The organism is Neptuniibacter pectenicola (genome assembly GCF_001597735.1).
GTDB classification, from domain to species: Bacteria; Pseudomonadota; Gammaproteobacteria; order Pseudomonadales; family Balneatricaceae; genus Neptuniibacter; species Neptuniibacter pectenicola.
This window is the reverse complement of the sequence record NZ_LUTS01000012.1, coordinates 1-25,231: the sequence shown is the minus strand read 5'-3', so window position 1 is coordinate 25,231 and position 25,231 is coordinate 1. Positions and strand designations below refer to the sequence as shown.

Annotated in this window: 26 protein-coding genes; 17 read left to right on the top strand and 9 right to left on the bottom strand. The window is 45.4% G+C overall.

The window, feature by feature from the left end; genetic code table 11:
- Nucleotides 1-312 precede the first annotated feature (312 nt).
- The 4 genes from dsbD to A3773_RS14215 all read left to right on the top strand — a co-directional run bounded on the left by dsbD (nucleotide 313) and on the right by A3773_RS14215 (nucleotide 4,922).
- Complete coding sequence (gene dsbD / locus A3773_RS14230; RefSeq protein ID WP_067987181.1) at nucleotides 313-2,187, top strand: protein-disulfide reductase DsbD; 1,875 nt, start codon at nucleotides 313-315, stop codon at nucleotides 2,185-2,187.
- Nucleotides 2,188-2,285: 98 nt separating this feature from the next.
- The gene (locus A3773_RS14225; protein ID WP_067987178.1) at nucleotides 2,286-2,639 is read left to right on the top strand and encodes a hypothetical protein; all 354 of its coding nucleotides are present in this window, start codon (nucleotides 2,286-2,288) and stop codon (nucleotides 2,637-2,639) included.
- 631 nt (nucleotides 2,640-3,270) lie between these two features.
- Entirely contained in the window at nucleotides 3,271-4,332 is a 1,062-nt protein-coding gene (locus A3773_RS14220; RefSeq protein ID WP_067987176.1) for an SPM autocatalytic domain-containing protein, read from the top strand.
- 110 nt (nucleotides 4,333-4,442) lie between these two features.
- Nucleotides 4,443-4,922: a paraquat-inducible protein A gene (locus A3773_RS14215; RefSeq protein WP_075109585.1), complete on the top strand. Its 480-nt coding sequence runs from the start codon at nucleotides 4,443-4,445 to the stop codon at nucleotides 4,920-4,922.
- 319 nt (nucleotides 4,923-5,241) lie between these two features.
- Here A3773_RS14215 and A3773_RS14210 read toward each other — a convergent pair whose 3' ends face one another.
- Nucleotides 5,242-6,210, bottom strand: coding sequence for a transposase (locus A3773_RS14210; RefSeq protein ID WP_067987174.1), 969 nt, complete (start codon nucleotides 6,208-6,210; stop codon nucleotides 5,242-5,244).
- Nucleotides 6,211-6,441: 231 nt separating this feature from the next.
- Between A3773_RS14210 and A3773_RS14205 the strand changes: the two genes are divergently transcribed.
- Complete coding sequence (locus tag A3773_RS14205; protein ID WP_082800641.1) at nucleotides 6,442-7,248, top strand: endonuclease; 807 nt, start codon at nucleotides 6,442-6,444, stop codon at nucleotides 7,246-7,248.
- A 65-nt stretch (nucleotides 7,249-7,313) separates the two neighbouring features.
- A complete protein-coding gene (locus A3773_RS17610; protein WP_075109584.1) occupies nucleotides 7,314-7,481 on the top strand; it encodes a YqaE/Pmp3 family membrane protein in 168 nt (55 codons plus the stop codon).
- A gap of 42 nt (nucleotides 7,482-7,523) precedes the next feature.
- Here the strand turns inward: A3773_RS17610 and A3773_RS14200 are convergent, their stop codons facing one another.
- The gene (locus tag A3773_RS14200) at nucleotides 7,524-8,177 is read right to left on the bottom strand and encodes a pseudouridine synthase (RefSeq protein WP_067987172.1); all 654 of its coding nucleotides are present in this window, start codon (nucleotides 8,175-8,177) and stop codon (nucleotides 7,524-7,526) included.
- 126 nt (nucleotides 8,178-8,303) lie between these two features.
- Here A3773_RS14200 and icd point away from each other — a divergent pair, with 126 nt between their 5' ends.
- Nucleotides 8,304-9,560 carry an NADP-dependent isocitrate dehydrogenase gene (gene icd, locus A3773_RS14195; protein WP_067987168.1) on the top strand — a complete coding sequence of 419 codons (1,257 nt, stop codon included), beginning with the start codon at nucleotides 8,304-8,306 and terminating at the stop codon, nucleotides 9,558-9,560.
- Between the two features lie 86 nt (nucleotides 9,561-9,646).
- On the opposite strand, the gene cspD is transcribed toward icd, so the two are convergent.
- On the bottom strand, nucleotides 9,647-9,859 hold the full coding sequence (gene cspD, locus A3773_RS14190) for a cold shock domain-containing protein CspD (protein WP_067869571.1): 213 nt from the start codon (nucleotides 9,857-9,859) through the stop codon (nucleotides 9,647-9,649).
- Nucleotides 9,860-10,106: 247 nt separating this feature from the next.
- On the opposite strand from cspD, the gene clpS reads away from it, so the two are divergent.
- Both clpS and clpA read left to right on the top strand, forming a co-directional pair.
- A complete protein-coding gene (gene clpS / locus A3773_RS14185) occupies nucleotides 10,107-10,457 on the top strand; it encodes an ATP-dependent Clp protease adapter ClpS (protein WP_067987367.1) in 351 nt (116 codons plus the stop codon).
- Between the two features lie 12 nt (nucleotides 10,458-10,469).
- A complete protein-coding gene (gene clpA / locus A3773_RS14180) occupies nucleotides 10,470-12,725 on the top strand; it encodes an ATP-dependent Clp protease ATP-binding subunit ClpA (protein WP_067987166.1) in 2,256 nt (751 codons plus the stop codon).
- A gap of 103 nt (nucleotides 12,726-12,828) precedes the next feature.
- Here the strand turns inward: clpA and infA are convergent, their stop codons facing one another.
- The 4 genes from infA to trxB all read right to left on the bottom strand — a co-directional run bounded on the left by infA (nucleotide 12,829) and on the right by trxB (nucleotide 15,621).
- Complete coding sequence (gene infA, locus A3773_RS14175; protein WP_027853708.1) at nucleotides 12,829-13,047, bottom strand: translation initiation factor IF-1; 219 nt, start codon at nucleotides 13,045-13,047, stop codon at nucleotides 12,829-12,831.
- Between the two features lie 136 nt (nucleotides 13,048-13,183).
- Nucleotides 13,184-13,900, bottom strand: a complete 717-nt coding sequence (locus tag A3773_RS14170; RefSeq protein ID WP_067987163.1) for an arginyltransferase — start codon at nucleotides 13,898-13,900, stop codon at nucleotides 13,184-13,186.
- Between the two features lie 3 nt (nucleotides 13,901-13,903).
- On the bottom strand, nucleotides 13,904-14,605 hold the full coding sequence (gene aat, locus A3773_RS14165; protein ID WP_067987160.1) for a leucyl/phenylalanyl-tRNA--protein transferase: 702 nt from the start codon (nucleotides 14,603-14,605) through the stop codon (nucleotides 13,904-13,906).
- 59 nt (nucleotides 14,606-14,664) lie between these two features.
- On the bottom strand, nucleotides 14,665-15,621 hold the full coding sequence (trxB, locus tag A3773_RS14160; RefSeq protein WP_067987157.1) for a thioredoxin-disulfide reductase: 957 nt from the start codon (nucleotides 15,619-15,621) through the stop codon (nucleotides 14,665-14,667).
- Nucleotides 15,622-15,930: 309 nt separating this feature from the next.
- On the opposite strand from trxB, the gene A3773_RS14155 reads away from it, so the two are divergent.
- Genes A3773_RS14155 through serS form a run of 5 tightly spaced genes read left to right on the top strand, consistent with a single transcriptional unit; the run spans nucleotide 15,931 to nucleotide 22,238 of the window.
- The gene (locus A3773_RS14155; protein ID WP_067987155.1) at nucleotides 15,931-18,516 is read left to right on the top strand and encodes a DNA translocase FtsK; all 2,586 of its coding nucleotides are present in this window, start codon (nucleotides 15,931-15,933) and stop codon (nucleotides 18,514-18,516) included.
- A gap of 31 nt (nucleotides 18,517-18,547) precedes the next feature.
- Nucleotides 18,548-19,201, top strand: a complete 654-nt coding sequence (gene lolA / locus A3773_RS14150) for an outer membrane lipoprotein periplasmic chaperone LolA (RefSeq protein ID WP_067987152.1) — start codon at nucleotides 18,548-18,550, stop codon at nucleotides 19,199-19,201.
- A 49-nt stretch (nucleotides 19,202-19,250) separates the two neighbouring features.
- Nucleotides 19,251-20,552: a replication-associated recombination protein A gene (locus tag A3773_RS14145; protein WP_067987365.1), complete on the top strand. Its 1,302-nt coding sequence runs from the start codon at nucleotides 19,251-19,253 to the stop codon at nucleotides 20,550-20,552.
- A gap of 11 nt (nucleotides 20,553-20,563) precedes the next feature.
- Nucleotides 20,564-20,935, top strand: coding sequence for a fluoride efflux transporter CrcB (gene crcB, locus A3773_RS14140; RefSeq protein WP_067987150.1), 372 nt, complete (start codon nucleotides 20,564-20,566; stop codon nucleotides 20,933-20,935).
- 28 nt (nucleotides 20,936-20,963) lie between these two features.
- On the top strand, nucleotides 20,964-22,238 hold the full coding sequence (gene serS / locus A3773_RS14135) for a serine--tRNA ligase (RefSeq protein ID WP_067987147.1): 1,275 nt from the start codon (nucleotides 20,964-20,966) through the stop codon (nucleotides 22,236-22,238).
- A gap of 225 nt (nucleotides 22,239-22,463) precedes the next feature.
- Here the strand turns inward: serS and A3773_RS18605 are convergent, their stop codons facing one another.
- The gene (locus A3773_RS18605; protein WP_269454506.1) at nucleotides 22,464-22,718 is read right to left on the bottom strand and encodes a tyrosine-type recombinase/integrase; all 255 of its coding nucleotides are present in this window, start codon (nucleotides 22,716-22,718) and stop codon (nucleotides 22,464-22,466) included.
- Nucleotides 22,661-23,434, bottom strand: a complete 774-nt coding sequence (locus A3773_RS14130; RefSeq protein ID WP_156473540.1) for a phage integrase N-terminal SAM-like domain-containing protein — start codon at nucleotides 23,432-23,434, stop codon at nucleotides 22,661-22,663. The genes A3773_RS18605 and A3773_RS14130 overlap by 58 nt, the downstream gene beginning before the upstream one ends.
- A 251-nt stretch (nucleotides 23,435-23,685) precedes the next feature.
- Between A3773_RS14130 and A3773_RS14125 the strand changes: the two genes are divergently transcribed.
- The 3 genes from A3773_RS14125 (at nucleotide 23,686) to A3773_RS14115 (ending at nucleotide 25,080) form a co-directional block, all read left to right on the top strand.
- Complete coding sequence (locus A3773_RS14125; RefSeq protein WP_067987143.1) at nucleotides 23,686-24,111, top strand: DUF1761 domain-containing protein; 426 nt, start codon at nucleotides 23,686-23,688, stop codon at nucleotides 24,109-24,111.
- 104 nt (nucleotides 24,112-24,215) lie between these two features.
- The gene (locus tag A3773_RS14120) at nucleotides 24,216-24,482 is read left to right on the top strand and encodes a hypothetical protein (protein ID WP_067987140.1); all 267 of its coding nucleotides are present in this window, start codon (nucleotides 24,216-24,218) and stop codon (nucleotides 24,480-24,482) included.
- Nucleotides 24,483-24,576: 94 nt separating this feature from the next.
- Entirely contained in the window at nucleotides 24,577-25,080 is a 504-nt protein-coding gene (locus tag A3773_RS14115) for a hypothetical protein (RefSeq protein WP_067987139.1), read from the top strand.
- Nucleotides 25,081-25,231 lie beyond the last annotated feature (151 nt).

The following is a 25,231-nucleotide window of genomic DNA, read 5'->3' as shown; positions in this document are numbered from 1 at the left end:
TATAGAGAGCCTAATATCCATAATAAAGTGTCAGAATTGTTGGCTGTCTAAAATCTTTGTAAATGTGTCGCCTTTTTTACCATAAACACACTACGGTTATAAGTGTGAATAAGGCCTATTCTGCATCTAAATGCATAACAATTGACGATTGGAGGGGTAATCGGGGAATGTGTCCCTAGGATTAGCCATGATACACTTCGGCTTTAACGGATTTAGGTCGTTTATTTAACCTTTTATGTCAGGTTTTAGAACTCAATTAAATAAACGTGGTCTATACAGCTATTGAATTTTTATCGGGACAATAGGCGCTAAATGGGAATCTCAGTCTTTCATTTATTTAAACGAAGCACGTTCACACAGTTCATATTTATCTTACTACTCAGTATGACGCAGTCGGTGAATGCGGGGCTTTTTGATGCTAACCCATTTTCTGAAAAAGGGCCTTTAGAGGTCGAAAAGGCGTTTGTCTTTGGTCAGATTCAAGAGGGTAATCGACTTAATCTGTATTGGGATATTCCTGATAACTATTATCTTTACCGTGACAGAATAGAGTTAAAAAGCGGTGCAAATACCCGCATTCTGACACGGCAGAACAGTCCGGCAGAGCAGAAAGATGACCCGCTGTTTGGTCAAGTTTGGGTGTACCATAACCGTGCTGAAGTTAACGTTGACCTTGCCAGTACCAGTGAGCTAAATGTCGATGACACTTTAACCGTTACCTACCAAGGGTGTTGGGAGGGTGGGATTTGCTATCCACCTGTGACCAAAGAGGTCGCGGTTGTCGGGATTCAGCCGGCGCCAGCGCAACCCGAGACACCGACGATAGATCCCGATAACACTGTTGCACCGGATACGGGGGCGGCTATCAATGCTACTTCAACAACACCGGTTGTATTGAGTGAGCAAGACCAGTTTGCGCAGATGCTGAGTCAAGGCAACCTGTTTGTTACCTTAGGTGCGTTCTTTATCGCGGGATTAGCATTATCTTTTACCCCCTGTGTTTTCCCGATGATCCCCATTCTTTCCAGTATTATTGCTGGCCAAGGACAAAAGGTGACTGCCGCGAAAGGCTTGTCGTTGTCCGTTGTTTATGTGCTGGCGGTCTCTGTGACATATACCTTGGCCGGTATTTTTGCAGGGCTGTTTGGCGAAAACCTGCAAGCCTTATTTCAAAACCCTTGGATCATTAGTACGTTTAGTTTTATTTTTGTCCTCCTGTCACTGTCGATGTTTGGATTTTATGAGCTGCAGCTGCCTAACAGTGTACAAAGCAAGCTGAGCCAAGCGAGTAATAGTCAAAAAGGGGGCACCATCGCCGGCGTGGCGATTATGGGACTGTTGTCCGCCTTGATTGTGGGGCCTTGTATGGCGGCCCCGTTAGCGGGTGCTTTAATCTACATCGGCCAAACGGGGGATCCTGTCTTAGGTGGGAGCGCGCTGTTTAGTATGAGCCTTGGTATGGGTGTGCCGCTTATTCTGGTTGGAACCTCGGCCGGTAAACTGTTACCCCATGCAGGACTTTGGATGGATAAGGTTAAAGCGGTATTTGGGGGGTTGTTATTACTTCTCGCCATCTGGATGCTAGACCGTATCGTGCCAACCGTTGTGACTATGTGGCTAACGGCGTTGGTTCTGATTGTCTCGGCTGTTTATTTGGGCGTGCTATCTAACTCAACAAAAGAAACCGCAAAACTACAGCTGGCCAAGGGGCTAGGGATCGTCATTTTGCTTTATGCCATTGCCTTAATGGCTGGTGCGTTGGCGGGGGGGAATAGTTTGATCTATCCACTCAAGGCGTTTGCGGGCTCAAGCGCACAAGCACCGCAGACATTGGCGTTTATTAAGGTCTTCACGCCTGAACAATTAACGGCAGAACTGGCGGATGCCCATGCTAAGCAGCAACCGGTGATGTTAGATTTTTATGCGGATTGGTGTGTGGCTTGTGTTGAGCTTGATGTGGTGACATTTTCCGACCCTTCCGTTCAACAATCCTTAAGCGCCTTTAAAGTAATTAAAGTGGATGTCACTAAAAATGACGAACCAGCAAAAGCGTTAAACAAAACCTACAATATTATAGGGCCTCCCGCGTTAGTTTTTTACGACAGGTCAGGACAGATTATGTTGCATAAGACTTTAATAGGGGTTGTCGAACCTAGCGACTTTATAGATCATATCAGAGAGATCTAATTTAAATCGCTCTTTCACCTGTGATAGCACGCTTGTTAAAGGAAGAGGGCTCGGGTTACCTAAAACAATAATTACAGATGTGTAAAGGAGGTTGATATATGTCCAATGACGTTAAAGGGATCTGCCGACATACCTTAGTGACTTTAGCCGGCGCAGCCTGTTTAACCTTGTCTCCCAGTTTGCTAGCGGGTGATGCGGCCAACGGTGAAGCGCTTTATCACGAGGTTGAAATCGAGAGAACCATCCGTGGTGAAGCTTACTCTGATGCCAACTGTGAAACCTGTCATGACCCATCGCTTTATATGAGTGAGCAACGTAAAGTAACCACCTTTGCAAAATTAGAAGCCTTTGTTGAAGGCTGTAATACCAACTTAGATGTGGGCTGGTTCCCTGAAGATGTTGCGGATGTAGCCAGTTACTTGAATAAAGAATATTACAAATTTGAGGAATAACCCTCACGGATGGATTTTGTAAACCCTTTACTATAGTCGCGTTCAGCGGCTTTTTTTGTCCTTTTTTAAGTCCTCCCCAAGTAGGGTTAGGCCATACAGCGCACGTGATCATAAAATTTATAGATAATGTAACCCCCGCCATAAACGGCCCGCTTTTTGCTAAATCTGATATTACGTATTTTTAATTTCTCTAAGTTTTTGCTAATTGTCCGGACGAAATGAACAACTAAATAGGTACGGTTACGTATTGTGTTTGTTGGGCCATCGTTCAGCACAGGTAGAAATCACGGGGGATAGGGCGATATGAGGTGTATCTACTGATTAAGTTTTAAGTGTTTATTGAATAACAAAACAGCTTTCATCTATGGAAATTTTTCTCAGCCAACGGGCTGGGGTATGTGAATCGTTGCCGTAAATTACAGGCCGGTTTTAGCTAACTAAGGCAATTAATTTCCGCTAAGCAAACTAAAAACATTTTGTTTTTGTTTTATACAAAAATAGGTTTTTTGCGCGCTGAAGAAAGTAAGTGGTCGTTCTTTTTTTAGAATGGCACAGGTTTTTATACGTCAAAAAAGAGGTAACCGTTCTCGACAAGGTTTTTCTATTTACCCTTAAGGTTATGGAGATAAGAATGATTATTCAAACCAGTACTGTGCACATGAGTGCCGAACATGAAAAAACAGAATCCATTGAGATAACAAAAACAATGGATATTGATGCCTTTAAGACGGGGTTCTTTAAGCAGTTTGAAGAGGCCCAATCCTTAGTGAAGGATTCGAATGAAGGGCAGAGCAACTCAATCCTTGTCATGACAGAGCAAGGGATGCAGTTCAGAACATCAAATGATAAAAATGACCTCGAACAACAGCGCGAGATGATACGCGCCCAGTTGTTTGAGAGCTTAATGAAAGTTATCAACCCAAAGTATCGTGATTCAGGTCTGCCCACTACTATTGACCTGCCGGCCACCGCATCAACGGTGAGTGATTCACAAAATACCAATACGCAGGTGCCTTTGCAGCGCTCACCGGTCAACCTGCTCATGTCATTTAAAGTCTCGGAAACTATTGAGGAGTACGAATGCTCAAGTTTCTCCAGCTGCGGTAAAGTCACAACAGCCGATGGAAAAGAGATTGAGTTTGATCTCAGTCTACAGATGGAGCGCAGCTACTCAGCGACACGTGAGTTTGAGATGACAAAGTCGGTAGAATTTACTGATCCACTCATTGTTAATTTTGACGGTAACTCGGCTGACCTATCGGATGAAAAATTTGAATTCGACCTTGATGCAGACGGGGATATGGAGCTGATTAGTTACTTGTCTAGCGGGGGAATGCTAGCCATTGATAATAATGAGGATGGAATCATCAATGATGGCACCGAATTATTTGGTGCACTAAGTGGTAATGGCTTTGCTGATTTAGCGCAGTTTGATGAAGATGGTAATAATTATATCGATGAAGCAGATTCCATCTATGATGACCTACTGTTGTGGACTAAAACTGAAGAGGTTGATTCTCTTGTGTCGGTGGCAGAGCAGGGCATAGGCGCGATCTATCTAGGTTCAACCCAAACCCCATTTGATATTAAAGGCGCAGATAATCAGCAGAATGGGCGCGTTACTGCGAGTGGCTTTTATCTTAATGAAACCGGCGAGGTAGGCACCATTCAACAGGTGGATATGGCGGTTTAACCGAGAGTAATCAATCATAGGGGGAATGTTTTCCCTTATGATTGATTCAGTCCACATCGTGCTAATTAAGGTATAATCCTCTTTTTATTTAGACGCTTAGACCTCTCTTTATGCAGCCAACGCGCCCACAAAATACTCTTTTCCTACGATTATTGCTGTTACTTGCCACACTGCTTCTACTTGTGGGGTTATTTTCGCCTATGCTGACGATGAGCCAGTTCTATTTTTTTGAAAGCTCTTTTTCGGTTATGGGAGGCTTAGCTAGCTTAATTACCGAAGGGCAGTATTTTATTGCGATCGTTATTTTCATCTTTAGCATAATCGCGCCGATTGCCAAAGTGGCGTTTCTTTTTGTGAGCTTAAGGCCGGAACGGGCATGTTCACCTAAGCAAAAGCATTATTTGCGACTGATGCATGATTATGGCCGTTGGGCGATGCTCGATGTGTTTGTTGTTGCGGTACTGATCATGACGGTTAAGCTTGGTGCGGTTGCCTCCATTGAGGTCCACTGGGGCTTGTACGTATTTGCCTGTGCTGTGATGCTCATTATGTACCTAACCCATAAAGTGGTGAATCTATTTAAGGCTTAAGCTTGATGGAGCCTGATAGCAGCACCAGCTTACTTAACTGCCTGGCTACGCTTTGATCATATAAGCCGGGAAGGCGCTATTCCTCCAAACGAGGACAGGCACCCTTTTTATTCGGCACCCTTTTTATTCAGGGACAGGCGCTCTTTAAAAATAAAAGAGTGCACCTTTCATCGGGGGTATGTGTTGAGGATTTTTGGGTGATCGGGTATTCGGCTGTTGTCGTAACTGGGCTATAGCCCCGTATTTGGTGTTTTTAGGTCGGCCGGTAGGCTCAGCGGGGAGCTGATGCTTTGATTGTTACTTCAGAATAAAGGGTGGGTTAGGCGGCTTGTCTGACTCGTCGTTTTCTAGCGAATTTTTTCGAGTAATGTTGTTCAAACTGAGTCGCATTCTCAAGCCAGTTTTCGCTATCTAATCCCAGCCTTTCAAGTATCGGTGGTAAGTGAATGGATATAGCCCCGTGTTTATCTTCGCGTATAATCCGGCCTGTCATATCAACCAGTGTTAAATAATCTTTTAAGCTGAATAAAGTGCCTTGCTTATCGTTGGCTTTGGCGGCTCCTTCAAAGTGAAGTAGGGGTTTAATGGATGATTGGAGGTGCTGTAGTGCTAACGGTGCCTTTTGATCGTGAATGGCTGATTTGGGATCGAATGTGGGTTTAATCCGTTCTTTGATACTGGTGTGTTCTGAGTCTTCGGGTGTGTTTGCCATCTTCACACGTATAGGGTTTAGATCAACATAGGCCATACAGGAAAGTAGGGCCTCTTCCGTTAATAGGGCCTGAGATTTAAAACGAGACTCCCAGAAGTGTCCCGTGCATTTATCTTCTAAATTCGCTTGGCGAGCAATCGGTTCGTTTAGGCATTTCATAAACCAACTAAGGCTCGTTAGCCGTGAGCGGTAGACCGATATTATCTCATCTGCCGCTTTACGCTCTGCTTGGCTAAGTGCCTTGCCGGATAGCCATCGCTGAATAAGTAGCGGGCCTTTAAATAAACTCAGCCAGCGTGTAACAACCTCTGTTGCTGACCATGACTCCGCCTCACTGGGGTTGAGCTTTACTACCAGATGGTGGTGGTTCGACATGACTGCATAAGCGCAGATGTCGATAGTGAAAATAGACGATAAAATGCGTATACGGTCTTCAATCCATTGGCGCCGGTGTTCGTAGTTTTTGCCGGTGGTGGGATCGGACCCACATAAAAATGAACGGCGTACACAGCGGGAAACGACATGGTAGTAGGGGGTGTCTTGAGCAGACACGAGTTCCTTTCTTGGGCGAGTCATCGGTAAATCCTTTTATCGATGGTTAGCTTGGTTAAGTGTTGTTAGTCAGATTTATCTTAGGATTGGGATGGTTTTTTGTCAATTTAAGAGTGCCTGTCCCTGAATGGAAAGGGGGATTGTTCAGTTTAGGTTTAGCTTTAACCTATTAAAATATAAACAAATTTAGCAGGATGCTTTGAAGCGTTAGACGCTTTATGTCCGGCATTGGATGCCAAATCATATGGAAACCCAATGTCGCAGTATTTAAGAAGTGATGTTAAACACGGCATCAAAAACTCGCGTGTTAACTATTTGATGCTTTTATGTTTGCTTCCCGCTATCGCTTCTGCTGAACATCCGAGCTCTTTTTCGAAATCAAAAAAACTCTTAACCACGATCTATAAAGGTCATGCGTTAACCTTTTACTGCGGATGTACTTATCAGCGTCAAGGGAAAAAGTTGATTCCAGACCTTCCCAGCTGCGGTTATCAGCCCCGAAAAAATGCGACAAGGGCTCAACGTATTGAGTGGGAGCATGTGATGCCTGCATGGGCGTTTGGGCATCAACTCCAGTGCTGGCAAGCAGGGGGGAGAAAAGCCTGTAAGAAGAATAAACAGTTTAAAAGGATGGAGTCGGACTTACATAACCTCGTCCCTGCCATCGGAGAGGTCAATGGTGATCGTTCCAACTACAGCTTTGCTTCGTTGAGCGGTGAGCCTAGAGTTTATGGGTATTGCGACATGGAGATAGATTTTAAAGCGCGAAAGGTTGAACCCGCTGATTCTGTTCGAGGCGATATCGCACGTACCTATTTTTACATGCGTGATCAGTATGATATTAAGCTGAGCAAAAAGCAGACACAGCTTTTTACCGCATGGCATAAGCTGGATCCGGTCGATGAGTGGGAGGTTGCGCGTAATAACTTAATAAAAGATGTGCAGGGGAATGCTAACCCATATGTTGAAGGGCGGGGTGTGTTGCTTGAACAGGGCGTACCGCTTGAGTCAGATGATGACCGCTTACTCAGTGCGGTTAAAAAGTTGCTGAGTTTAAATTGAAGGAACGTTTACGGGGTTGTTAGTCGTATTCTTCCATTGTTGGATCTGTTTTTAGGAGAGCGTAAGTGAATATTTTAAATTTAATTTTAGCTATTTTGTTGCCGCCTTTAGGCGCATTTTTTCAAGTTGGTGTTACTAAGCACCTTGTGATTAATATTATCCTGTGTTTGTGTGGCTGGTTGCCCGGCGTGATTCATGCCGTGTGGTTAGTTGTGAGCAATAAAAAAGGCTAATTTCCCCATAGTATTGGGTTGGTTAAAAAAGGCGTCCTGTTATTAGGGCGCCTTTCTTTTGCGTCCGTGTTTGCTAGGCGTGATACGACGAGGTTGCTTTTGATGTGGGTGTCGGCGTTTTCTATTTGTCTCTGGGCGGCTCTCATCCAGGACAAATTGGACCTCTGTTTCTAAACACTGCCCTGGTTGCAATTGATCAAGTGTATAGGGGCCAATGCTATAGCGAATTAAACGGAGTGTGGGAAATCCCACAGCTGCGGTCATTCTTCTAACCTGTCGGTTTTTGCCTTCAGTAATTTTCAGCTCAACCCAGCTGGTTGGAATGTTTTTTCGCTCCCTAATGCGCGGGACTCTGTCCCATACGTCGGGTTCATCCATGCGCTTGGCTTGTGCAGGGCGGGTGAGACCATCTTTCAGCGTGACCCCTTCGGATAGCTGTTTAAGTGCCTCATCCGTTATAGCCCCCTCGACTTGTGCCCAATAGGTCTTCTCTAACTTAAACTTAGGGTTGGCCAGTTGGTGCTGTAACTGTCCATTGTCAGTCAAAATCAATAGCCCTTCGGAGTCATAATCTAATCGTCCTGCGGCATAGAAACCCGGTTTATCGATGTAGGCGGCTAACGTGGCTTTGTCATCATCACTGGTGAACTGGGTTAATACTTGAAAGGGCTTGTTAAATAATAAGATTTTAGACATTAAATTATTCTATGAAATTGAGTGATTAATCTGAGGTTTAAAGCTGATCTATACTAAAAGGCATAGATACTTAAATCGATTACAGTCGTTATTCTACAGAACCGAAAAGGCTGAAGGGAGTTTATTATGGATTACCTAAAGATTTCTGTTCCTGCGGGTGACAAAATTACCGTCAATGCCGATAAAACACTCAATGTGCCAGCGAGGCCAATCATCCCTTACATTATGGGGGATGGAATAGGTATTGATATTACCCCCGTCATGATCAATGTCGTCAATGCGGCCGTTAGCAAAGCGTACCAAGACGCCAGATCGATCGCATGGATGGAAATTTATGCGGGAGAGAAAGCAACATCGCTATACGGCAAAGACACGTGGTTACCTGACGAAACCTTAACCGCATTTAACGACTTTCTTATCGGGATTAAAGGCCCGCTGACGACGCCAGTGAGTGGTGGTATACGTTCATTAAATGTCGCCCTTAGGCAGGCGCTCGACCTGTATGTTTGTCAACGGCCGATTCGATGGTTTAAAGGTGTACCCAGCCCTGTAAGAAACCCTGAAGAGGTTGATATGGTGGTGTATCGAGAAAACTCAGAGGACATCTATGCGGGTATCGAGTGGGAGGCGGGTAGTGATAAAGCCAAAAAAATTATTAACTTCCTTAAGACGGAGATGGGCGTTACTCGCATCCGGTTTGATGAAAACTGTGGTATCGGTATCAAACCGGTCTCTGAACAGGGAACCAAACGCTTAGTTCGACAAGCGCTGCGTTACTGTATTGATCATGATCGCCGTTCCCTAACCTTAGTGCATAAGGGGAATATCATGAAATTTACCGAGGGCGCTTTTAAAACATGGGGGTACGAAGTCGCACAACAAGAGTTTGGGGCGACACTGTGGCAGGGCGGGCCATGGTTTAGTGTGACAAATCCTAAAACACAGAAAGAGATTATCATTAAAGATGTTATTGCGGATGCCATGTTGCAGCAGGTGCTACTAAGGCCATCGGAATATGATGTGATAGCGACCTTGAATTTAAACGGGGATTACTTATCAGATGCTCTCGCTGCTGAGGTGGGAGGCATCGGCATTGCCCCAGGGGCTAATTTATCCGATACGGTTGCTATCTTTGAAGCAACCCATGGGACGGCGCCTAAATATGCGGGCCAAAACAAGGTTAATCCCGGTTCTATTATTTTGTCGGCCGAAATGATGCTACGGCACATGGGCTGGACTGAAGCCGCTGATCTGATTATTAAGGGGATTACCGGAGCGATTGCAGCGAAAACCGTAACCTATGACTTTGAACGTTTGATGGAGGGGGCGGAATGCCTAAGTTGTAGCGCCTTTGGGGATGCCATTACCCGTCATATGTCGTGAGTCGGGGCATAGCCGCACCGTGCATAAAAAAACCAGCACAAGGCTGGTTTTTTATCACAATAAAGATGCAAAGCACCGTTTATTATTTATTGCGTTTCTAAGGGCTTAATTTGAACTGCATGTGTTCCTTTAGGACCCGGCTGTGTATCAAACTCGACTTTTTGTCCGGCTTTAAGGCTTTTGTATCCATCTACTTCAATAGCAGAATAATGGGCAAAGAGATCCTCATTATGTTCGTCGGATAAAATAAATCCGTACCCCTTCGAATTGTTGAACCACTTTACTTTCCCTGTCTGCATAACTAACTCCCGTATCCAATGCTACATTTGGATTGTTAACCTGAACGTACAACTTTATAACTGCTAAAATAACGTTCAACGCTATAATAGTAGCTAAAGAGTGTTTCCTAGTGCTTGCAGGCACAACGAGGATATGACCTAATCCTGCTATAGTGAATTATAGCACCCCCTTGAGAATGTGTGACAGGTGTTCATTCACTGTTCAGTAGTTAATTGTAGTGCAAAATTAGAAGATATATAGATGTGTATGAAAATTGAACAAAATATGCCACGAATGTCTAATGAAGAGCAGGGCTCTGAAAACGATCACGGCTTAGCGACGCAAGAAGCTAAGCCCGAGGTTAAAAAACCGTCCATGTACCGCGTGGTCTTGATGAATGATGATTATACGCCGATGGATTTTGTCGTAGCGGTCCTAATAATGTTTTTTAATATGGACCAAGAAAAAGCTACACAAGTGATGTTATCGGTGCATACTCAAGGTAAAGGTGTATGTGGGATCTTTACAAAAGATATAGCTGACACAAAAGCAGCTATAGTTAATCAGTATGCAAGAGACAATAGTCACCCACTACTTTGTGAAGTCGAGAAAGTCTGAAGAGGAACCGTCATGTTAAACCGAGAACTCGAAGACACGCTCAGCGCAGCTTTCCAGGCGGCGAAAGAGAAACGACATGAATTTATAACCGTCGAGCATCTTTTACTGGCGTTGTTGGAAAATTATGAGGCGCACCAAGTACTCGCTGCTTGTGGTGCTAATTTTGATGGTATTCGAAAAAATCTAGCTGATTTTATCGAAGAAACGACCCCTTTATTATCCGACACCCTACCTGATCTAGATACTCAGCCAACCCTTGGGTTTCAGCGAGTGCTTCAGCGGGCGGTGTTCCATGTACAATCATCGGGTAAAAATGAAGTCACGGGGGCTAATGTTCTCGTCGCCATTTTTAGCGAGCAAGAGAGTCAAGCGGTTTACATCCTGCAACAACACGGGATTGAGCGTATTGATACCGTAAATTTCATCGCGCATGGCATTTCAAAAATGTCAGAGCAGGAGCATGACCAATCAGCGACACCCCTTGAAGACGATTCTGTCGAACAAAAAGAGGATAGCCCGTTAAGAAAGTATGCGGTTAACCTGAATGTAGAAGCAGAAAAAGGCCTGATTGATCCGTTGGTTGGCCGTGATGCAGAAGTCGAACGGGTGGTGCAGATATTGTCCCGTCGTCGTAAAAACAACCCCTTGCTGGTGGGTGAAGCGGGTGTAGGTAAAACCGCTATTGCCGAAGGCTTGGCTAAGCTTATTGTTGAAAGCAAAGTCCCTGAAGTCATCAAAGAGTCGGTCGTTTATTCATTGGACCTCGGCGCGTTGTTAGCGGGCACCAAGTATCGCGGTGACTTTGAGAAGCGTTTAAAAGGCCTCTTGAACGAGATCAAAGAGCTGCCTAAAGCCATATTATTTATTGATGAGATCCATACGATCATTGGTGCAGGTGCTGCGTCAGGTGGATCGATGGATGCGTCAAACCTGCTTAAACCTCTGCTTAGTTCGGGACAGATTCGTTGCATCGGTTCGACCACGTTCCAAGAGTTTCGCGGTATTTTTGAAAAAGACCGTGCCCTTGCACGTCGTTTTCAGAAAGTGGATGTACTTGAGCCAAGTATCGATGACACCTACGCTATATTGCGAGGGTTAAAGCAGCGTTTTGAAGAACATCATGAGCTAACCTATAGCGATGAGGCCCTTAAGGCCGCAGCAGAGCTTGCTGGGCGCTATATTAATGATAAGCATATGCCAGACAAGGCCATTGATGTCATTGATGAAGCAGGGGCATATCAGCGCCTCCTGCCGGAAGAGCTGCGTAAAAAGGTGATTGAGGTTGAGGATGTCGAAGCGATCGTAGCAAAAATTGCGCGCATCCCACCTAAAAGTGTTTCCGCCTCCGATAAAAGCCAGCTGGCGAAACTGGATAGCAATCTTAAAATGGTGGTGTTGGGGCAAGATGAAGCGATCGATACGCTGGCCTCTGCTATCAAACTATCCCGTGCAGGGCTAAAAGAGCCGGATAAGCCGGTTGGTAGCTTCTTGTTTGCCGGTCCTACCGGTGTTGGTAAAACCGAGGTTACACAGCAACTGGCGAGAGTGATGGGCATAGAGCTTGTGCGTTTTGACATGTCAGAGTACATGGAGAGGCATACGGTTTCACGCTTGATCGGTGCTCCACCGGGTTATGTAGGTTATGACCAAGGCGGGTTGTTGACGGAGGCGGTTACTAAGTCGCCACACTGTGTATTGTTGCTGGATGAGATAGAAAAAGCCCATCCTGAAGTCTTTAATTTGCTGTTACAGGTTATGGATAACGGAACATTAACGGATAACAACGGCCGCAAGGCTGATTTCCGTAATGTTATCTTAGTGATGACGACCAATGCGGGTGCTCAAGATATGAGTCGTGCATCGATTGGTTTCACTAAACAAAACCATGCTACGGATGGTATGGAAGCGATTAAGAAAATGTTTACACCTGAATTCCGTAACCGCTTGGACGGCATCATTCAATTTAAACCGCTGGATGCCAATATTATTAAAGGCGTAGTGGATAAGTTCTTTGCTGAGCTTCAGGTGCAGTTAGAGGATAAACGTGTTGTCCTTCACCTTACTGATGCGGCCCGTACGTGGTTTGCTGAAAAAGGATACGATGAGCACATGGGTGCACGACCGATGAAACGTTTGATTCAGGAAAAACTGAAGAAACCGTTAGCTGAAATGATCCTGTTTGGCGAGCTGGCTGAAGAGGGAGGTGAAGTAGAGATCGGCGTGGACGCAGAAGGTGAGATCAGCGTTGAGGTGACAAGCTGCGTTTAAACGCTAGCTAATAACAAAAATGGCAGCCCATAGGCTGCCATTTTTTTATGCTTACCTCGGCTAGCTTAGCGTTTGCTTAAGCGGTGCCGGAAAGACGCAATGATTAACGTGCGCGATAAACGATACGGCCCTTGCTTAGGTCGTAAGGTGTTAATTCAACTTTAACTTTATCGCCTGTCAGGATGCGGATGTAGTTTTTGCGCATCTTACCTGAGATGTGTGCCGTTACAACGTGACCGTTTTCCAGCTCAACACGGAACATAGTGTTCGGTAGCGTGTCGACCACGGTGCCTTCCATTTCAATGCTATCTTCTTTAGCCATCAATTCTTTACCTTGTTGAGAGAGGCTCCAGATATCTTATCTGGACCTAATAATTGCGCGGTATTGTGCCTGAAATTCACTTTTATATCAAAGGGAAATCAACATATATGTGGTTTAAATTAGACTTTAGCGGTGACTATTCGGGTTGAATTAAGGTCCATTGCCCCTCTAAGAGCAGCTCAAAGGGCTTAAATGCAATCTTATAACTCATTTTTTTGCAGTCTTTTACCCAGTAACCAAGGTATAGATAATTGAGGTTTTTTTGTTGGCAAAATTGTAATTGCCACAAAATACAATAAGTACCTAAGCTGCGTTTGGGTTGTGAGGGATCAAAGAAGGTGTATATGGCCGAGAGTCCCTGTTTTAGGGTATCAACAACACTGAGTGCAGTCAGAACGCCGTCGGGGTTTCTAAACTCGATAAATTGCGTGTGCTCTTCGCCCTCAACAAGGAAGGAGTTAAATTGCTCGGCGCTGGCCGGGTACATATCCCCATCTTGATGACGCTTATTGATGTAACGGGCGTATAACGAATAATACTCGTCGGTAAACGCAGGCTTTTTAAGTGTCGCGGTTAAATCTTTGTTTTTATTTAGAATTCTTTTTTGGCTTTTGCTAAACGAGTAAATGGCGAGGGGGATTCGGACCGATATGCACGCGTTGCAACCATCGCAATGGGGGCGGTACACATGTTTTCCGCTACGCCTAAAACCCAGATCAGATAGTTGGCTATACGTTGCTTGATCCAATTGGACTTGGGGATCAACAAACAGCGTTTTTGCTATTTTCTGTGCTAAATAGCTGCAATCGTGCTCAGGGGTTGCGTAAAAATGTAATGTCCTGAGGTTGCTCACCTGTTACTCCACTTGGTCTTCTGTGGCACCGAACTGCCAATGGGTTTGGCCGGTCTGATCTAAGTATCGATCAAGGTAGACTTGAAACCGATCTCTGCTTATTTCAGTCGCACCCAGTGAAAATAGATGCTCATTACTTACTTGGCAATCAATTAAAGCATAGTCCCACTTTTTAAGTTGTTCGACCATTTTTATAAATGCGATCTTAGACGCATCTTTTACTTTACTGAACATGGATTCGCCAAAAAATAGCTTTCCGATCGCAAGCCCGTAGAGGCCACCGACTAACTCATTATCAATATAGACTTCAACGGAATGGGCTAACCCTCGTTTATGCAACGCACAGTAAGCGGTTTTCATCTCATCGGTGATCCATGTCCCGTCAGCACCTTTACGTGGCGCAGAGCAGGCCTCAATCACAGCTTCGAAATTGCGGTTAAACTCAACATTATAGTCTGTTTTATTCAGCCGTTTACGCATACTGCGTGAAATATGCAGTTGATCGGGGATCAAGACACAGCGAGGGTCGGGGCTCCACCATAAAATGGGCTCACCAGGGCTATACCAAGGGAAAATGCCTGCGCGATATGCACTCACTAAGCGTGCTTGACTTAAATCACCCCCAGCCGCTAATAGGCCGTTAGGTTCATCAATGGCTTGATCGATAGGGGGGAATTTGTCTGTGGGGTGCAGCCAAGGAATCATAATATTTTTATAAAAGCGCGGAGTTAAGCGCTAGGCTTAGGCTCCGCAGCATTTTTAGATTACTTGACGAGATCGTCAAGGTAACGTTCAGCATCCAGTGCCGCCATGCAGCCGAAGCCTGCAGATGTAATTGCTTGGCGATAGATATGATCACACACATCGCCTGCGGCAAAGACACCTTCAATACTGGTTTGTGTTGCATTGCCAGTAAGACCAGACTGTATTTTCAGATAGCCGTCTTTCATCTCTAGCTGGCCGTCAAAAATATCAGTATTTGGCTTATGGCCAATCGCGATAAATACACCTGCAACATCTATCTCTTGAGCTTCGTCGCCGTCTGTACTCTTAATGCGTAAGCCAGTTACACCGGAGTCATCACCTAATACTTCGTCTAAAGTGTGGTTCCAGATGATATTAATGTTGCCGTTTTCAGCGCGCTCAAGCAGTTTGTCCTGCAAGATCTTTTCTGAACGTAAGCTGTCACGGCGATGAATAAGGGTTACTTCAGCCGCAATGTTTGACAAGTAAAGTGCTTCTTCAACGGCGGTATTCCCCCCCCCAATAACCGCAACTTTCTGGCCCTTATAAAAGAAACCATCACAGGTTGCGCAGGCTGATACACCCCGTCCGGCAAAGGCTTCTTCCGATGGAAGGCCAAGGTACTGAGCGGATGCGCCGGTACAGATAATCAAAGCATCACACGTGTATTCACCCATATCGCCTTTTAAGCGGAAAGGGCGGTTTTTTAGATCCGTTTCATTAATATGATCAAAAAGAATCTGCGTATCAAAACGCTCAGCATGTTGTTGCATACGTTGCATGAGCTCTGGGCCTTGCACGCCATCAACATCTCCTGGCCAGTTATCAACATCCGTTGTGGTGGTCAACTGTCCACCCGCTTGCATGCCAGTAATAATAACGGGCTTAAGGTTAGCGCGGGCAGCGTATACGGCGGCAGTGTAGCCGGCTGGGCCGCTACCGAGAATAATAAGTTTGTGGTGTTGTATTTCGCTCATGGTAATAAGAAAAAGATCCGTTAGTGAAATAGATTAAAAGACAATGGGGGGGATTGAATAGAAATTCAACCCGCACCCTTTAATTTTACAGTGATGCTAGTAAAAAAATCAGCGAGGGACGCATGGTGTGGACGCGATCCAATTAAACGGATGCTATCCCTCTGGGGATCGCTTGTAAATAAAACCTTATCGCAGCGGTTAATGGGTGGAAGAATGAATCATAAACTTCGTCCCATCAAACGTTAGTCATAGTGTAAATTATGTTATTGTTAGCACTCGATTTTCTACAGATATTATGGAGCTTTACCGTTGAGCGCGACCGATAACGGACAACGTTTAAGTTTGACTGCACTGTTGGCAAGAATTAGCCGTGAATCCAGCCTGATTGTGATCATTGCGATCAGTGTCTTTTTGCTTATCTCTCTATTTGGTTTTGACCCAAGGGATTCCGGCTGGTCTCACTTGGGATACCAACCTGACGTTAGGAATTTTGCTGGCCCTGCAGGTGCGTGGGTGGCTGACCTCTTTTTATCAGGGTTTGGACTCAGTGCTTTTATTATTCCTTTTTTAATTGTCTATCCCTCTATACGTTTTATATTGCATAAAGATCAAAGTGTGATGGATGTTGTGCCGTTCTTTATCGTCAGGGCAACGGGAGCGGTCTTACTCATCGCCTCGTTCAGTGCGTTGTGCGCTACCCACCTTACTAATGATGGACTTGAGTATCCCTTTAGTTCAGGTGGCGTTTTGGGTGAAGCCTTATCCGATTGGTCCGTTGCATGGTTAAGTGTCGTGGGTAGCTCTGTCGTACTGTTTGCGCTATTTCTGTTTGGTCTGACCCTGCTGCTCGAAATGGGGTGGGGCGCCATGCTGGAGCGTATCGGTAAAAAAATGGTTGATCGCAGCCAAAAAGTACTGCCTGCAACCAGCTCTCTTAAGCGGGATTTTGCTGAAGATGATCAGCAGGAGGCGGATGCCTTACTTACCGCTTCATACCGTCGTGACCCCCCAGCACAAGATTATGTGCCGCCTATTATTACCGAGCGGGTTGAGCCTACTTATGCGGTCTCTAACCGTACTGATGTCAATGTTGATGATCAACGTACACCAGGGGGTGATGATATTCCGGTTGTCCGACCTATCAGCCAACCTGTAGATACACAGCCCGCAGCGGCTAAACCAGCAGCGACTAAACCAGCAGCGGCTAGGGCTCCCGATCCGACACCGTGGGCTGACGCTACGCCTGATGTGAGCCCGCTCACCCCAGCAGTGGCTCCAGTGGTTGAGGCGCAGAAATCACAAGTGAAAATTGTGCCGCTGTCTGAAGCCCATAAACCTATGCAGGACGATGAACTCGGTTTAGAACACAAGGCTGAGCCTAAACGTAAAGCAAAACGTAAAATGCCACCGCTGGAACTACTCGATCCGCCTGAATTAAATACCAATACAGGCTATTCGTTAGACGAGATTGAGCAGATGTCCCGTCTACTGGAAAGTAAACTAAAAGATTTTGGTGTGGTTGCCGAAGTGGTTGAAGTGAACCCCGGCCCCGTTATTACGCGATTTGAGATTCAACCCGCACCGGGTGTGAAAGCCAGTAAAATCACCAACCTAGCAAAAGACCTTGCCCGCTCAATGGCGGTTAGCAGTGTTCGTGTTGTTGAGGTGATTCCCGGCAAGTCAGTGGTGGGTATTGAGATCCCTAATGAATCACGCTTAACGGTTCATTTGAGTGAAGTCTTAAGCTCTAAGCCGTACCAATCGGCATCATCAAAAGTGACCATTGGTTTAGGTAATGATATTGCGGGCAACCCTGTGGTGGCCAACCTCGCAAAAATGCCTCACCTATTGGTTGCGGGTACTACCGGTTCCGGTAAATCTGTTGGCGTTAACGCTATGATTCTTTCGTTACTGTTTAAAGCAACACCTGAAGAGGTGAGGTTGATTCTGGTTGACCCGAAAATGCTTGAACTCTCCATTTATGAAGGGATTCCCCACCTACTTACACCCGTTATTACGGACATGAAAGATGCGGCGTCGGGCTTACGCTGGTGCGTCGGAGAGATGGAGCGTCGTTACCGTGTCATGGCCAAAATGGGCGTTCGTAATTTAGCCGGTTTTAACGATAAAATTGAAGAAGCGCGTAAACAGGGTAAGCCGTTATTAGATCCTCTGTGGAATGCGGAAGAGAATGGCGAGCCTTTTGGCACGCCCGCGCCCGAGCTAGAACCTCTGCCGTATATCGTTGTTGTTATTGATGAGTTTGCCGACATGATGATGATCGTCGGCAAAAAAGTGGAAGAGCTGATCGCCCGTATTGCGCAAAAAGCGCGTGCGGCGGGTATTCACTTGATCTTAGCAACACAACGTCCATCGGTTGACGTCATTACCGGTTTGATTAAAGCGAACATTCCAACCCGTATCGCTTTCCAAGTATCGTCCCGGATCGATTCACGTACCATCTTAGATCAGTCGGGTGCCGAGCACCTGTTAGGCTGGGGTGACATGCTTTATCTGCCCGCAGGCACCAGTTTACCTAACCGTGTACATGGGGCCTTTGTGAGTGATGATGAAGTACACCGGGTCGTTGAAGCATGGAAAAAACTAGGTCAGCCGGATTACATTACTGAGATAACCCAAGGGGATAGCGTTTCAGACGGCGGAGGTTCAGGTTCATTATTCGATGATGAACAAGACCCGCTTTATGATGAGGCGGTCGCATTTGTATTGGAAACCCGTAAAGCCTCTATTTCGAGTGTGCAGCGTCGATTGAAAATTGGTTATAACCGAGCAGCACGTATGGTAGAAGCAATGGAAGCAGCAGGTGTTGTGAGTACAGCGGGTAGCAATGGTCAGCGAGAAGTGCTGGCCCCATCACCCAATGGTGAGATGTAATTCACTGTTTAACCAATAAGGTTCATTGTTCATGCGTTTAGTATCCTTAACAAAAAAGATCTTAGTGACAACGGTATTAGGTAGCAGCTTATTTTGCTCATCGCTTGCTTTAGCGGCGACAGGTGCCGAAAAACTAACGGAGCTTTTAGCCAGTTACGACGGTTTTTCTGCACAGTTTCAACAAGTAACCCTGTCGGATAATGGGCGTGAAGCACAAAAAACGGAGGGCAGTGTTTTGTTGTCTAAGCCCAACCGTTTTAGATGGGAAACGCAGCAGCCTTTTCCGCAAGAGATCGTGTCAGATGGTCAATTTATCTGGATCTATGACCCCGACTTAGAGCAGGTAACACAACGCTCTGCGGCGACTCAGCAGGAGAGCGCCCCCGCATTAATATTAAATGGGCAAATAGAGCAGCTGCAAAAAACCTATAATATTCGCTTGATGGACGATACGGGGGATGAGCAATTATTTGACCTGACCCCGTTATCCGATCAACATAGTTTTAGCCGTATCCGTTTAGCCTTTTCAGGGCAAGTGATCTCTGAACTCATGCTAGTCGACTCCTTAGGTCAGCGGACCTCGGTTGTATTTTCAGATCAGCAGCTAAATCCAGCGTTTTCAGCGGATAGCTTCTTTTTTCGTATCCCAAAAGATACTGATGTCATTGTAGATATTGAGGAATAGAGTGGATCTTTTTTCCCAAACACCCGCCTATGAACCCCTAGCGGCAAAAATGCGGCCGCAGACCTTAACTGAATATTACGGTCAAGAGCATCTGCTAGGGCAGGGGAAACCCTTACGCACCGCGTTAGAACAAGGTTCGGCTCACTCAATGATATTTTGGGGGCCACCAGGGGTAGGGAAAACCACCTTAGCTAAACTCATCGCCCATCACGTAGATGCGCACTTTATTACGCTTTCAGCGGTGCTTTCGGGTGTTAAAGATATCCGTATAGCCGTTGAACAAGCTAAGCAAAACGCGGCTCAAACTGGCCGTAAAACCATCTTGTTTATTGATGAAGTTCACCGTTTTAACAAATCTCAACAAGATGCCTTTTTGCCTTACATTGAAGATGGCACCATTATTTTTGTTGGCGCGACCACCGAAAACCCCTCCTTTGAACTGAATAATGCACTTCTATCCCGCGCCCGTGTTTATCTGTTACGGCCACTTGATGAACGGGATATTCTGGAAGTGATTCAGCGTGGCATACAGGATAAAGAGAAAGGCCTAGGTCAGCGTAATTTAATGATCTCTAAAGAGATGATGAATCGATTAGCGCAGGCTGCCGATGGTGACGCGAGGCGCTCGCTTAATCTGCTTGAAATCGCCGCAGATCTGGCGGAAAAACAAGCGGATGGCACCGAACTCATTGATGAAAACGTGCTCGAAGAGGTCCTGCGTTCGAGTGGCCGCCGCTATGACAAACAAGGGGATCTGTTTTACGACATGATCTCTGCTTTCCATAAATCAGTTCGTGGCTCCTCCCCCGATGGTGCGCTTTATTGGTACTGCCGTATGTTGGATGGCGGCTGTGATCCGCTTTATATCGCCCGTCGCTTAGTTGCGATTGCCTCAGAAGATATAGGCAATGCAGACCCAAGAGCGATGCAAGTCGCCTTATCGGCTTGGGACGCGTTTGAACGGGTAGGGCCTGCCGAAGGGGAAAGGGCCATCGCCCAAGCGGCGGTATATTGTGCCTCGGCACCTAAAAGTAATGCCCTTTACCAAGCCTTCAACCAGTGCCTTAATGATGTAAAATCACAACCCAGTTATGAAGTACCGGTTCACTTGCGTAATGCGCCGACCAGTCTAATGAAAGATATGGGCTATGGCGCTGAATACCGTTATGCTCATAACGAACCGGATGCCTACGCGGCGGGTGAAAACTACCTACCGCCAGAAATTGCCGAGCAACAATGGTACTATCCAGAAGCGCGTGGTTTAGAAGTAAAAATTGGTGAAAAACTGCGCCATCTGAAAAACCTAGATCAACAGAGCCCTCAGCAGCGATACGCTGAGGAGAGTAAGTAGGAGCGTTTCATATGCAGCATCTCTTCGCCATTGCGATAGGTGGGGCGGCAGGTGCCTTAGGCCGTTATTGGGTGAGTGGTCTCCTTAATAATGCCGAACATCGACTTCCCTATGGGACACTTACCTGTAATGTTGTGGGTTCATTTTTAATGGGTATCTTATTTGTACTCATATTGGAAAAAGCCAAACTTAGTGCCGAGCTTCGACCTCTGTTAATGGTCGGATTTATGGGTGCGTTTACAACTTTTTCCACTTTTTCACTGGAAACAGTCGCAATGCTGCAGGAAGGGCATGTTATCTCTGCAGTGATTTATATATTATTAAGCGTTCTACTGTGTCTGGTTGCTTTATATGGCGGCCTTTCCTTAACTCGCTTGTTTTAATCGTTCTAAAAAGGTGTTTTAAAAGCTCATGCTTGACGCGAAATATGTCCGTGCAAACCCCGAAGACGTTGCACAGTTATTAAAGAAAAAGGGTTACGAATTCCCAGTCGATCAGTTTGTTGAACTGGAGAACCAGCGTAAGCAATTGCAGGTCGATACCGAAAACCTGCAAAACGAGCGAAACACACGATCCAAAGGGATCGGTAAAGCGAAAGCGGCGGGTGAAGATATTCAACCGTTACTAGCAGAAGTTGCTGACCTAGGGCAGAAGCTTGATGCTGCCAAAGCTGACTTGAACACAGTACAAGCTAAGCTTGATGACTTACTTTACGGCGTACCCAATATACCCTGCGATAAAGTGCCAGAAGGCGCGGATGAAGATGACAACGTCGAGATTCGTCGTTGGGGCACACCACGGACGTTTGATTTTGAACCTCAAGATCACGTTGCCTTAGGTGAAAAAAGCGGTGAATTAGACTTTGAAGTCGCAGCAAAACTAACCGGTTCACGTTTTTCTGTTATGACCGGTAAACTCGCTCGCCTACACCGTGCACTGATCCAGTTTATGTTAGATACACAAACCGAAGAACACGGTTATACCGAAGCGTATGTCCCCTACATGGTTAATGCGGATAGCCTTCGCGGCACAGGCCAGCTACCTAAATTTGGTGAAGACCTATTTAAAGTACCCTTTGGCGAGCGTGAATATTACCTTATTCCTACCGCCGAAGTGCCTGTCACCAACCTTGTACGCGATGAAATTGTCGAAGCCGATCAGTTGCCTCTTCGCTTTACCGCACACACCCCTTGTTTCCGTTCAGAAGCGGGCGCATCTGGTAAAGATACGCGCGGTTTGATCCGACAGCATCAGTTTGAAAAAGTAGAGATGGTGCAAATTGTAGAACCCTCTAAATCTTGGGAAACCCTGGATCAGATGACCGGTCATGCGGAAGCGATTCTACAAAAACTTAACCTACCATACCGTGTTGTCACCCTTTGTGGTGGTGACCTTGGGTTTAGTGCTGCGCAAACCAATGATATCGAAGTCTGGTTGCCAGGGCAGGATAAATACCGTGAGATCTCATCCATCTCTAACATGACGGATTTCCAAGCACGTCGCCTGCAAGCGCGCTGGAGAAACCCAGAAACAGGCAAGCCGGAACTGGTCCATACCTTAAATGGTTCAGGTTTAGCGGTAGGCCGTACCTTACTGGCTGTGATGGAAAACTACCAAACAGCAGACGGTAACATCGCTATACCTGAGGCCCTACAGTCCTACATGGGCGGTAAAACAGAGATCTAATACTCTCGCTCAGGATAAATAAAAAACACGCCCAAGGGCGTGTTTTTTTGTTTAAGCGCATAAAGCCTAAATGCTCGCTTTTAAATTGTCGGCGATTGCTTGTGAGTGAGAAGGTGACGATACAGAATATCCCCCCATAAATGCTTGTTTTGCTTCTTAGGCTAGGTTTCAAATGTAAGAAAATCAAAAAGATAGATAGTGTCTGAGTAGACACACTGATGCGTTCTATAAATCACCCAGTGGACTAATCACTGCGTGGCCCCCTCGGTTGAGTACATGGGTGTAGATCTCTGTAGTACGTACATCTGAATGGCCTAACTGTTCTTGAACTGTCCTTATATCCGCGCCACGTTCTAAAAGATGGGTAGCGAAGCTGTGACGTAGACTGTGGCAAGAGGCGGGTTTACTGATTTGGCTTAGGTTTACAGCGCGTTTGAAAGCACGCTGCAGGCTTCTATCATGAATATGGTGTCGGCGAATTGCATTATTTTCACGTTTGTCGATACTCCGCTCTTTCGCCGGGAAAAGATACTGCCAGCCAAATTCGAATGGGGCATTGGATATTTTTTTGAAAGCGCATAGGGTAGGTAAACTCCACCCCAGTGGTTCGAATTTTTATCTTCCTGATAATACACGTGACAAAGCTCTAGTTGCCTATGTAGATCGGCAAGGCATGCCTCTGAAAGTGTAGTAACTCGGTTCTTCCTGCCTTTGCCATCATTCACTGTGACTGTTAGTCGTTCAAAATCGACATCCTTAACTCTGAGTCGGCACACTTCCATCACGCGTAAACCTGAGCCATACATCATTTTGGCGCAGGTAAGATATTCCCCCTGAAGATAGCTAAAAATAAGTCTAATCTCGGCTTTGCTTAATACAATAGGAAGTTTTGAGGGGGTTTTAGCGCGGTGGAAATCACCTAATTCCAGTGCTGAAGCATCCCAGCCAAGGACGCGCTTATATAAATACATCAGTGCATTTAAAGCCGTTTTCTGTGTAGATGGCGTAACTTTTTGTTTAAGGGCTAAATATTCCAAGTATTGAATAATGTGGTCGGTCGTAAGATTGTTTGGGTGTACTCGATTATGGAAGCGGATGTAGTTGAGAATCCAATAAATATAAGTTTTTTCAGTACGTTTGCTGTAATGGCGGGCGCGTAAGTGATCACGTATTGACTGTATAAATGGGGAAGACATAGCACATCCTTATGCTGTTTTTATATACAGTATTCCATCCGTTTGGCCTTTATGCAAGGATAGTAGGACAATTGTGTAATTTTCTCCATGGATGAGAAATCCTCGAGCAAGGAAAGCTAATGAAATTCAATACCTCACAATACTTTTTTAATATCCTTTCTTGGAGATATATGACAACTTGTCGTGTTTAATCGCGACAACCTGTCATATATTTAGCTGTTAGGCTACTCAGAATAAAGCCGAGGAAATATATGAATCTTATCGCAGAATTACAAAACCTAAACTACATAGCTGTAGCAATCGCAACGATTGCAAGCTATATACTTGGCTTTGCTTGGTATCACTGGGCTATTTTCGGTAAAGCATGGGCAAATGCTTTAGGTCTCACTAAAGAGGAAGCCGACAATACCGAGGGTCTTGGTGGAGCTTTTGCTATATCTTTAGTTTCAGGGCTAACAAAAACTATATTTGTCGCTTTGCTTATGTCTGCAATCAATATATCTGGTGTTCTAAACGGAGCATTTTTTGGGGCAGTAATTGCAGTTGTATTTACTGTCACATCATTAGGTTATTACAATGGTTTTGCACGTACACCTTCAAAATTAACATTGATAAATTCAGCGCATAGCGTTGTTGAGCTTGCTTTAATTGGTGCAATTGTTGGTGTATTTGTTTAACAAAATTAGCCTAACAAGGCCAGCCAGAGGGAAGCCAAAACCGCCGCTTCGCTCTGGTTTTGTCTCCCCTGCTGGAGGCGTTATAAGGCAATAAAGATCTAGCAATGGGACTAATCGAAGCAATCCTATTAGGCATTCAATTCAAAAGGCTACAGAAGCCTTTGGTCTTCTTTTCAATGCTTATAGGTTTCATTCTGTTCAGTATATTTGGTCTTAGTATTTTGTGGGCAGTTGTAAGTAGTTTAGTTACTACAGAAAAAGAAATTACTTTGCAGCTGCTCGGTGCAAGTACCGGTCTAGCTGCATTCGCTTTTTTATTTTTCGGCCTTGCATGGATATGTGGTTATTTCATAAAAAGGTGTTTCCAGTAATGCCCTATAACAAGGCCATCAAAAATCGCCCTACGGGCTGGACGTCGCATGCGCTCCGCCCTTTATGGCGGCGTTAGATACATCTGGTAGACCTATGGACATTGAACAAGAAATTGCATCGTGGAACGGAAAGTCAGCTGATGACATTAAGGCGATATATGATGCTCACCATGCAGAGAGTAATTTTTCTGACAAAATTATTGCTCTTTCATTTTCGGAAGCTTGTGAAAAAGGAGCCACTTGGTTGTTAAAGGCATGGCTTGAGGCAGGAAATAAGTTGGAAAACTCCCAGATTGCAAAAATATATGGTTCACTCGAACAATTGGAACACTGGGAGGCCAAGTTACACGTGCTTCAAAGCATTCCCTTTATGTCAATTGCCGATGCTGAGAGTAGTAATGTATATAAATTCTTGAGGCTCACTCTTACTGATCAAAATAAATTCGTACGCGCTTGGTCATATAACGGGTTTTATGAGTTAAGTAGGCAGCATTCAAAGTACATCGATGAGACTAAACAATATTTCGAGATGGCCATGCGTGATGAGGCTCCATCGGTAAAGGCGCGGATTCGAAATATCATGAAGAAAGGTTTCTAATCGGGTAGCCGAGGGTCTCTAACCCTCAGCCCCCACAACACCCTGCATGCGGATCCGCACAGGGCGTTTCACTAAGAATGGTGAAGCTTGATCCATCCATCGCGCAATTCATAAAGCCCCTGAGATTTTAAGTAAGCATTGGATAATGCCT

What these genes read in the sequence shown, in the direction of transcription:
- dsbD (WP_067987181.1), top strand. Translation starts at nt 313, where the DNA reads ATGGGAATCTCAGTCTTTCATTTATTTAAACGAAGCACGTTCACACAG.
- A3773_RS14225 (WP_067987178.1), top strand. Translation starts at nt 2,286, where the DNA reads ATGTCCAATGACGTTAAAGGGATCTGCCGACATACCTTAGTGACTTTA.
- A3773_RS14220 (WP_067987176.1), top strand. Translation starts at nt 3,271, where the DNA reads ATGATTATTCAAACCAGTACTGTGCACATGAGTGCCGAACATGAAAAA.
- A3773_RS14215 (WP_075109585.1), top strand. Translation starts at nt 4,443, where the DNA reads ATGCAGCCAACGCGCCCACAAAATACTCTTTTCCTACGATTATTGCTG.
- A3773_RS14210 (WP_067987174.1), bottom strand. Translation starts at nt 6,210, where the DNA reads ATGACTCGCCCAAGAAAGGAACTCGTGTCTGCTCAAGACACCCCCTAC.
- A3773_RS14205 (WP_082800641.1), top strand. Translation starts at nt 6,442, where the DNA reads ATGTCGCAGTATTTAAGAAGTGATGTTAAACACGGCATCAAAAACTCG.
- A3773_RS14200 (WP_067987172.1), bottom strand. Translation starts at nt 8,177, where the DNA reads ATGTCTAAAATCTTATTATTTAACAAGCCCTTTCAAGTATTAACCCAG.
- icd (WP_067987168.1), top strand. Translation starts at nt 8,304, where the DNA reads ATGGATTACCTAAAGATTTCTGTTCCTGCGGGTGACAAAATTACCGTC.
- cspD (WP_067869571.1), bottom strand. Translation starts at nt 9,859, where the DNA reads ATGCAGACAGGGAAAGTAAAGTGGTTCAACAATTCGAAGGGGTACGGA.
- clpS (WP_067987367.1), top strand. Translation starts at nt 10,107, where the DNA reads ATGAAAATTGAACAAAATATGCCACGAATGTCTAATGAAGAGCAGGGC.
- clpA (WP_067987166.1), top strand. Translation starts at nt 10,470, where the DNA reads ATGTTAAACCGAGAACTCGAAGACACGCTCAGCGCAGCTTTCCAGGCG.
- infA (WP_027853708.1), bottom strand. Translation starts at nt 13,047, where the DNA reads ATGGCTAAAGAAGATAGCATTGAAATGGAAGGCACCGTGGTCGACACG.
- aat (WP_067987160.1), bottom strand. Translation starts at nt 14,605, where the DNA reads ATGATTCCTTGGCTGCACCCCACAGACAAATTCCCCCCTATCGATCAA.
- trxB (WP_067987157.1), bottom strand. Translation starts at nt 15,621, where the DNA reads ATGAGCGAAATACAACACCACAAACTTATTATTCTCGGTAGCGGCCCA.
- lolA (WP_067987152.1), top strand. Translation starts at nt 18,548, where the DNA reads ATGCGTTTAGTATCCTTAACAAAAAAGATCTTAGTGACAACGGTATTA.
- A3773_RS14145 (WP_067987365.1), top strand. Translation starts at nt 19,251, where the DNA reads ATGCGGCCGCAGACCTTAACTGAATATTACGGTCAAGAGCATCTGCTA.
- crcB (WP_067987150.1), top strand. Translation starts at nt 20,564, where the DNA reads ATGCAGCATCTCTTCGCCATTGCGATAGGTGGGGCGGCAGGTGCCTTA.
- serS (WP_067987147.1), top strand. Translation starts at nt 20,964, where the DNA reads ATGCTTGACGCGAAATATGTCCGTGCAAACCCCGAAGACGTTGCACAG.
- A3773_RS14130 (WP_156473540.1), bottom strand. Translation starts at nt 23,434, where the DNA reads ATGTCTTCCCCATTTATACAGTCAATACGTGATCACTTACGCGCCCGC.
- A3773_RS14125 (WP_067987143.1), top strand. Translation starts at nt 23,686, where the DNA reads ATGAATCTTATCGCAGAATTACAAAACCTAAACTACATAGCTGTAGCA.
- A3773_RS14120 (WP_067987140.1), top strand. Translation starts at nt 24,216, where the DNA reads ATGGGACTAATCGAAGCAATCCTATTAGGCATTCAATTCAAAAGGCTA.
- A3773_RS14115 (WP_067987139.1), top strand. Translation starts at nt 24,577, where the DNA reads ATGGACATTGAACAAGAAATTGCATCGTGGAACGGAAAGTCAGCTGAT.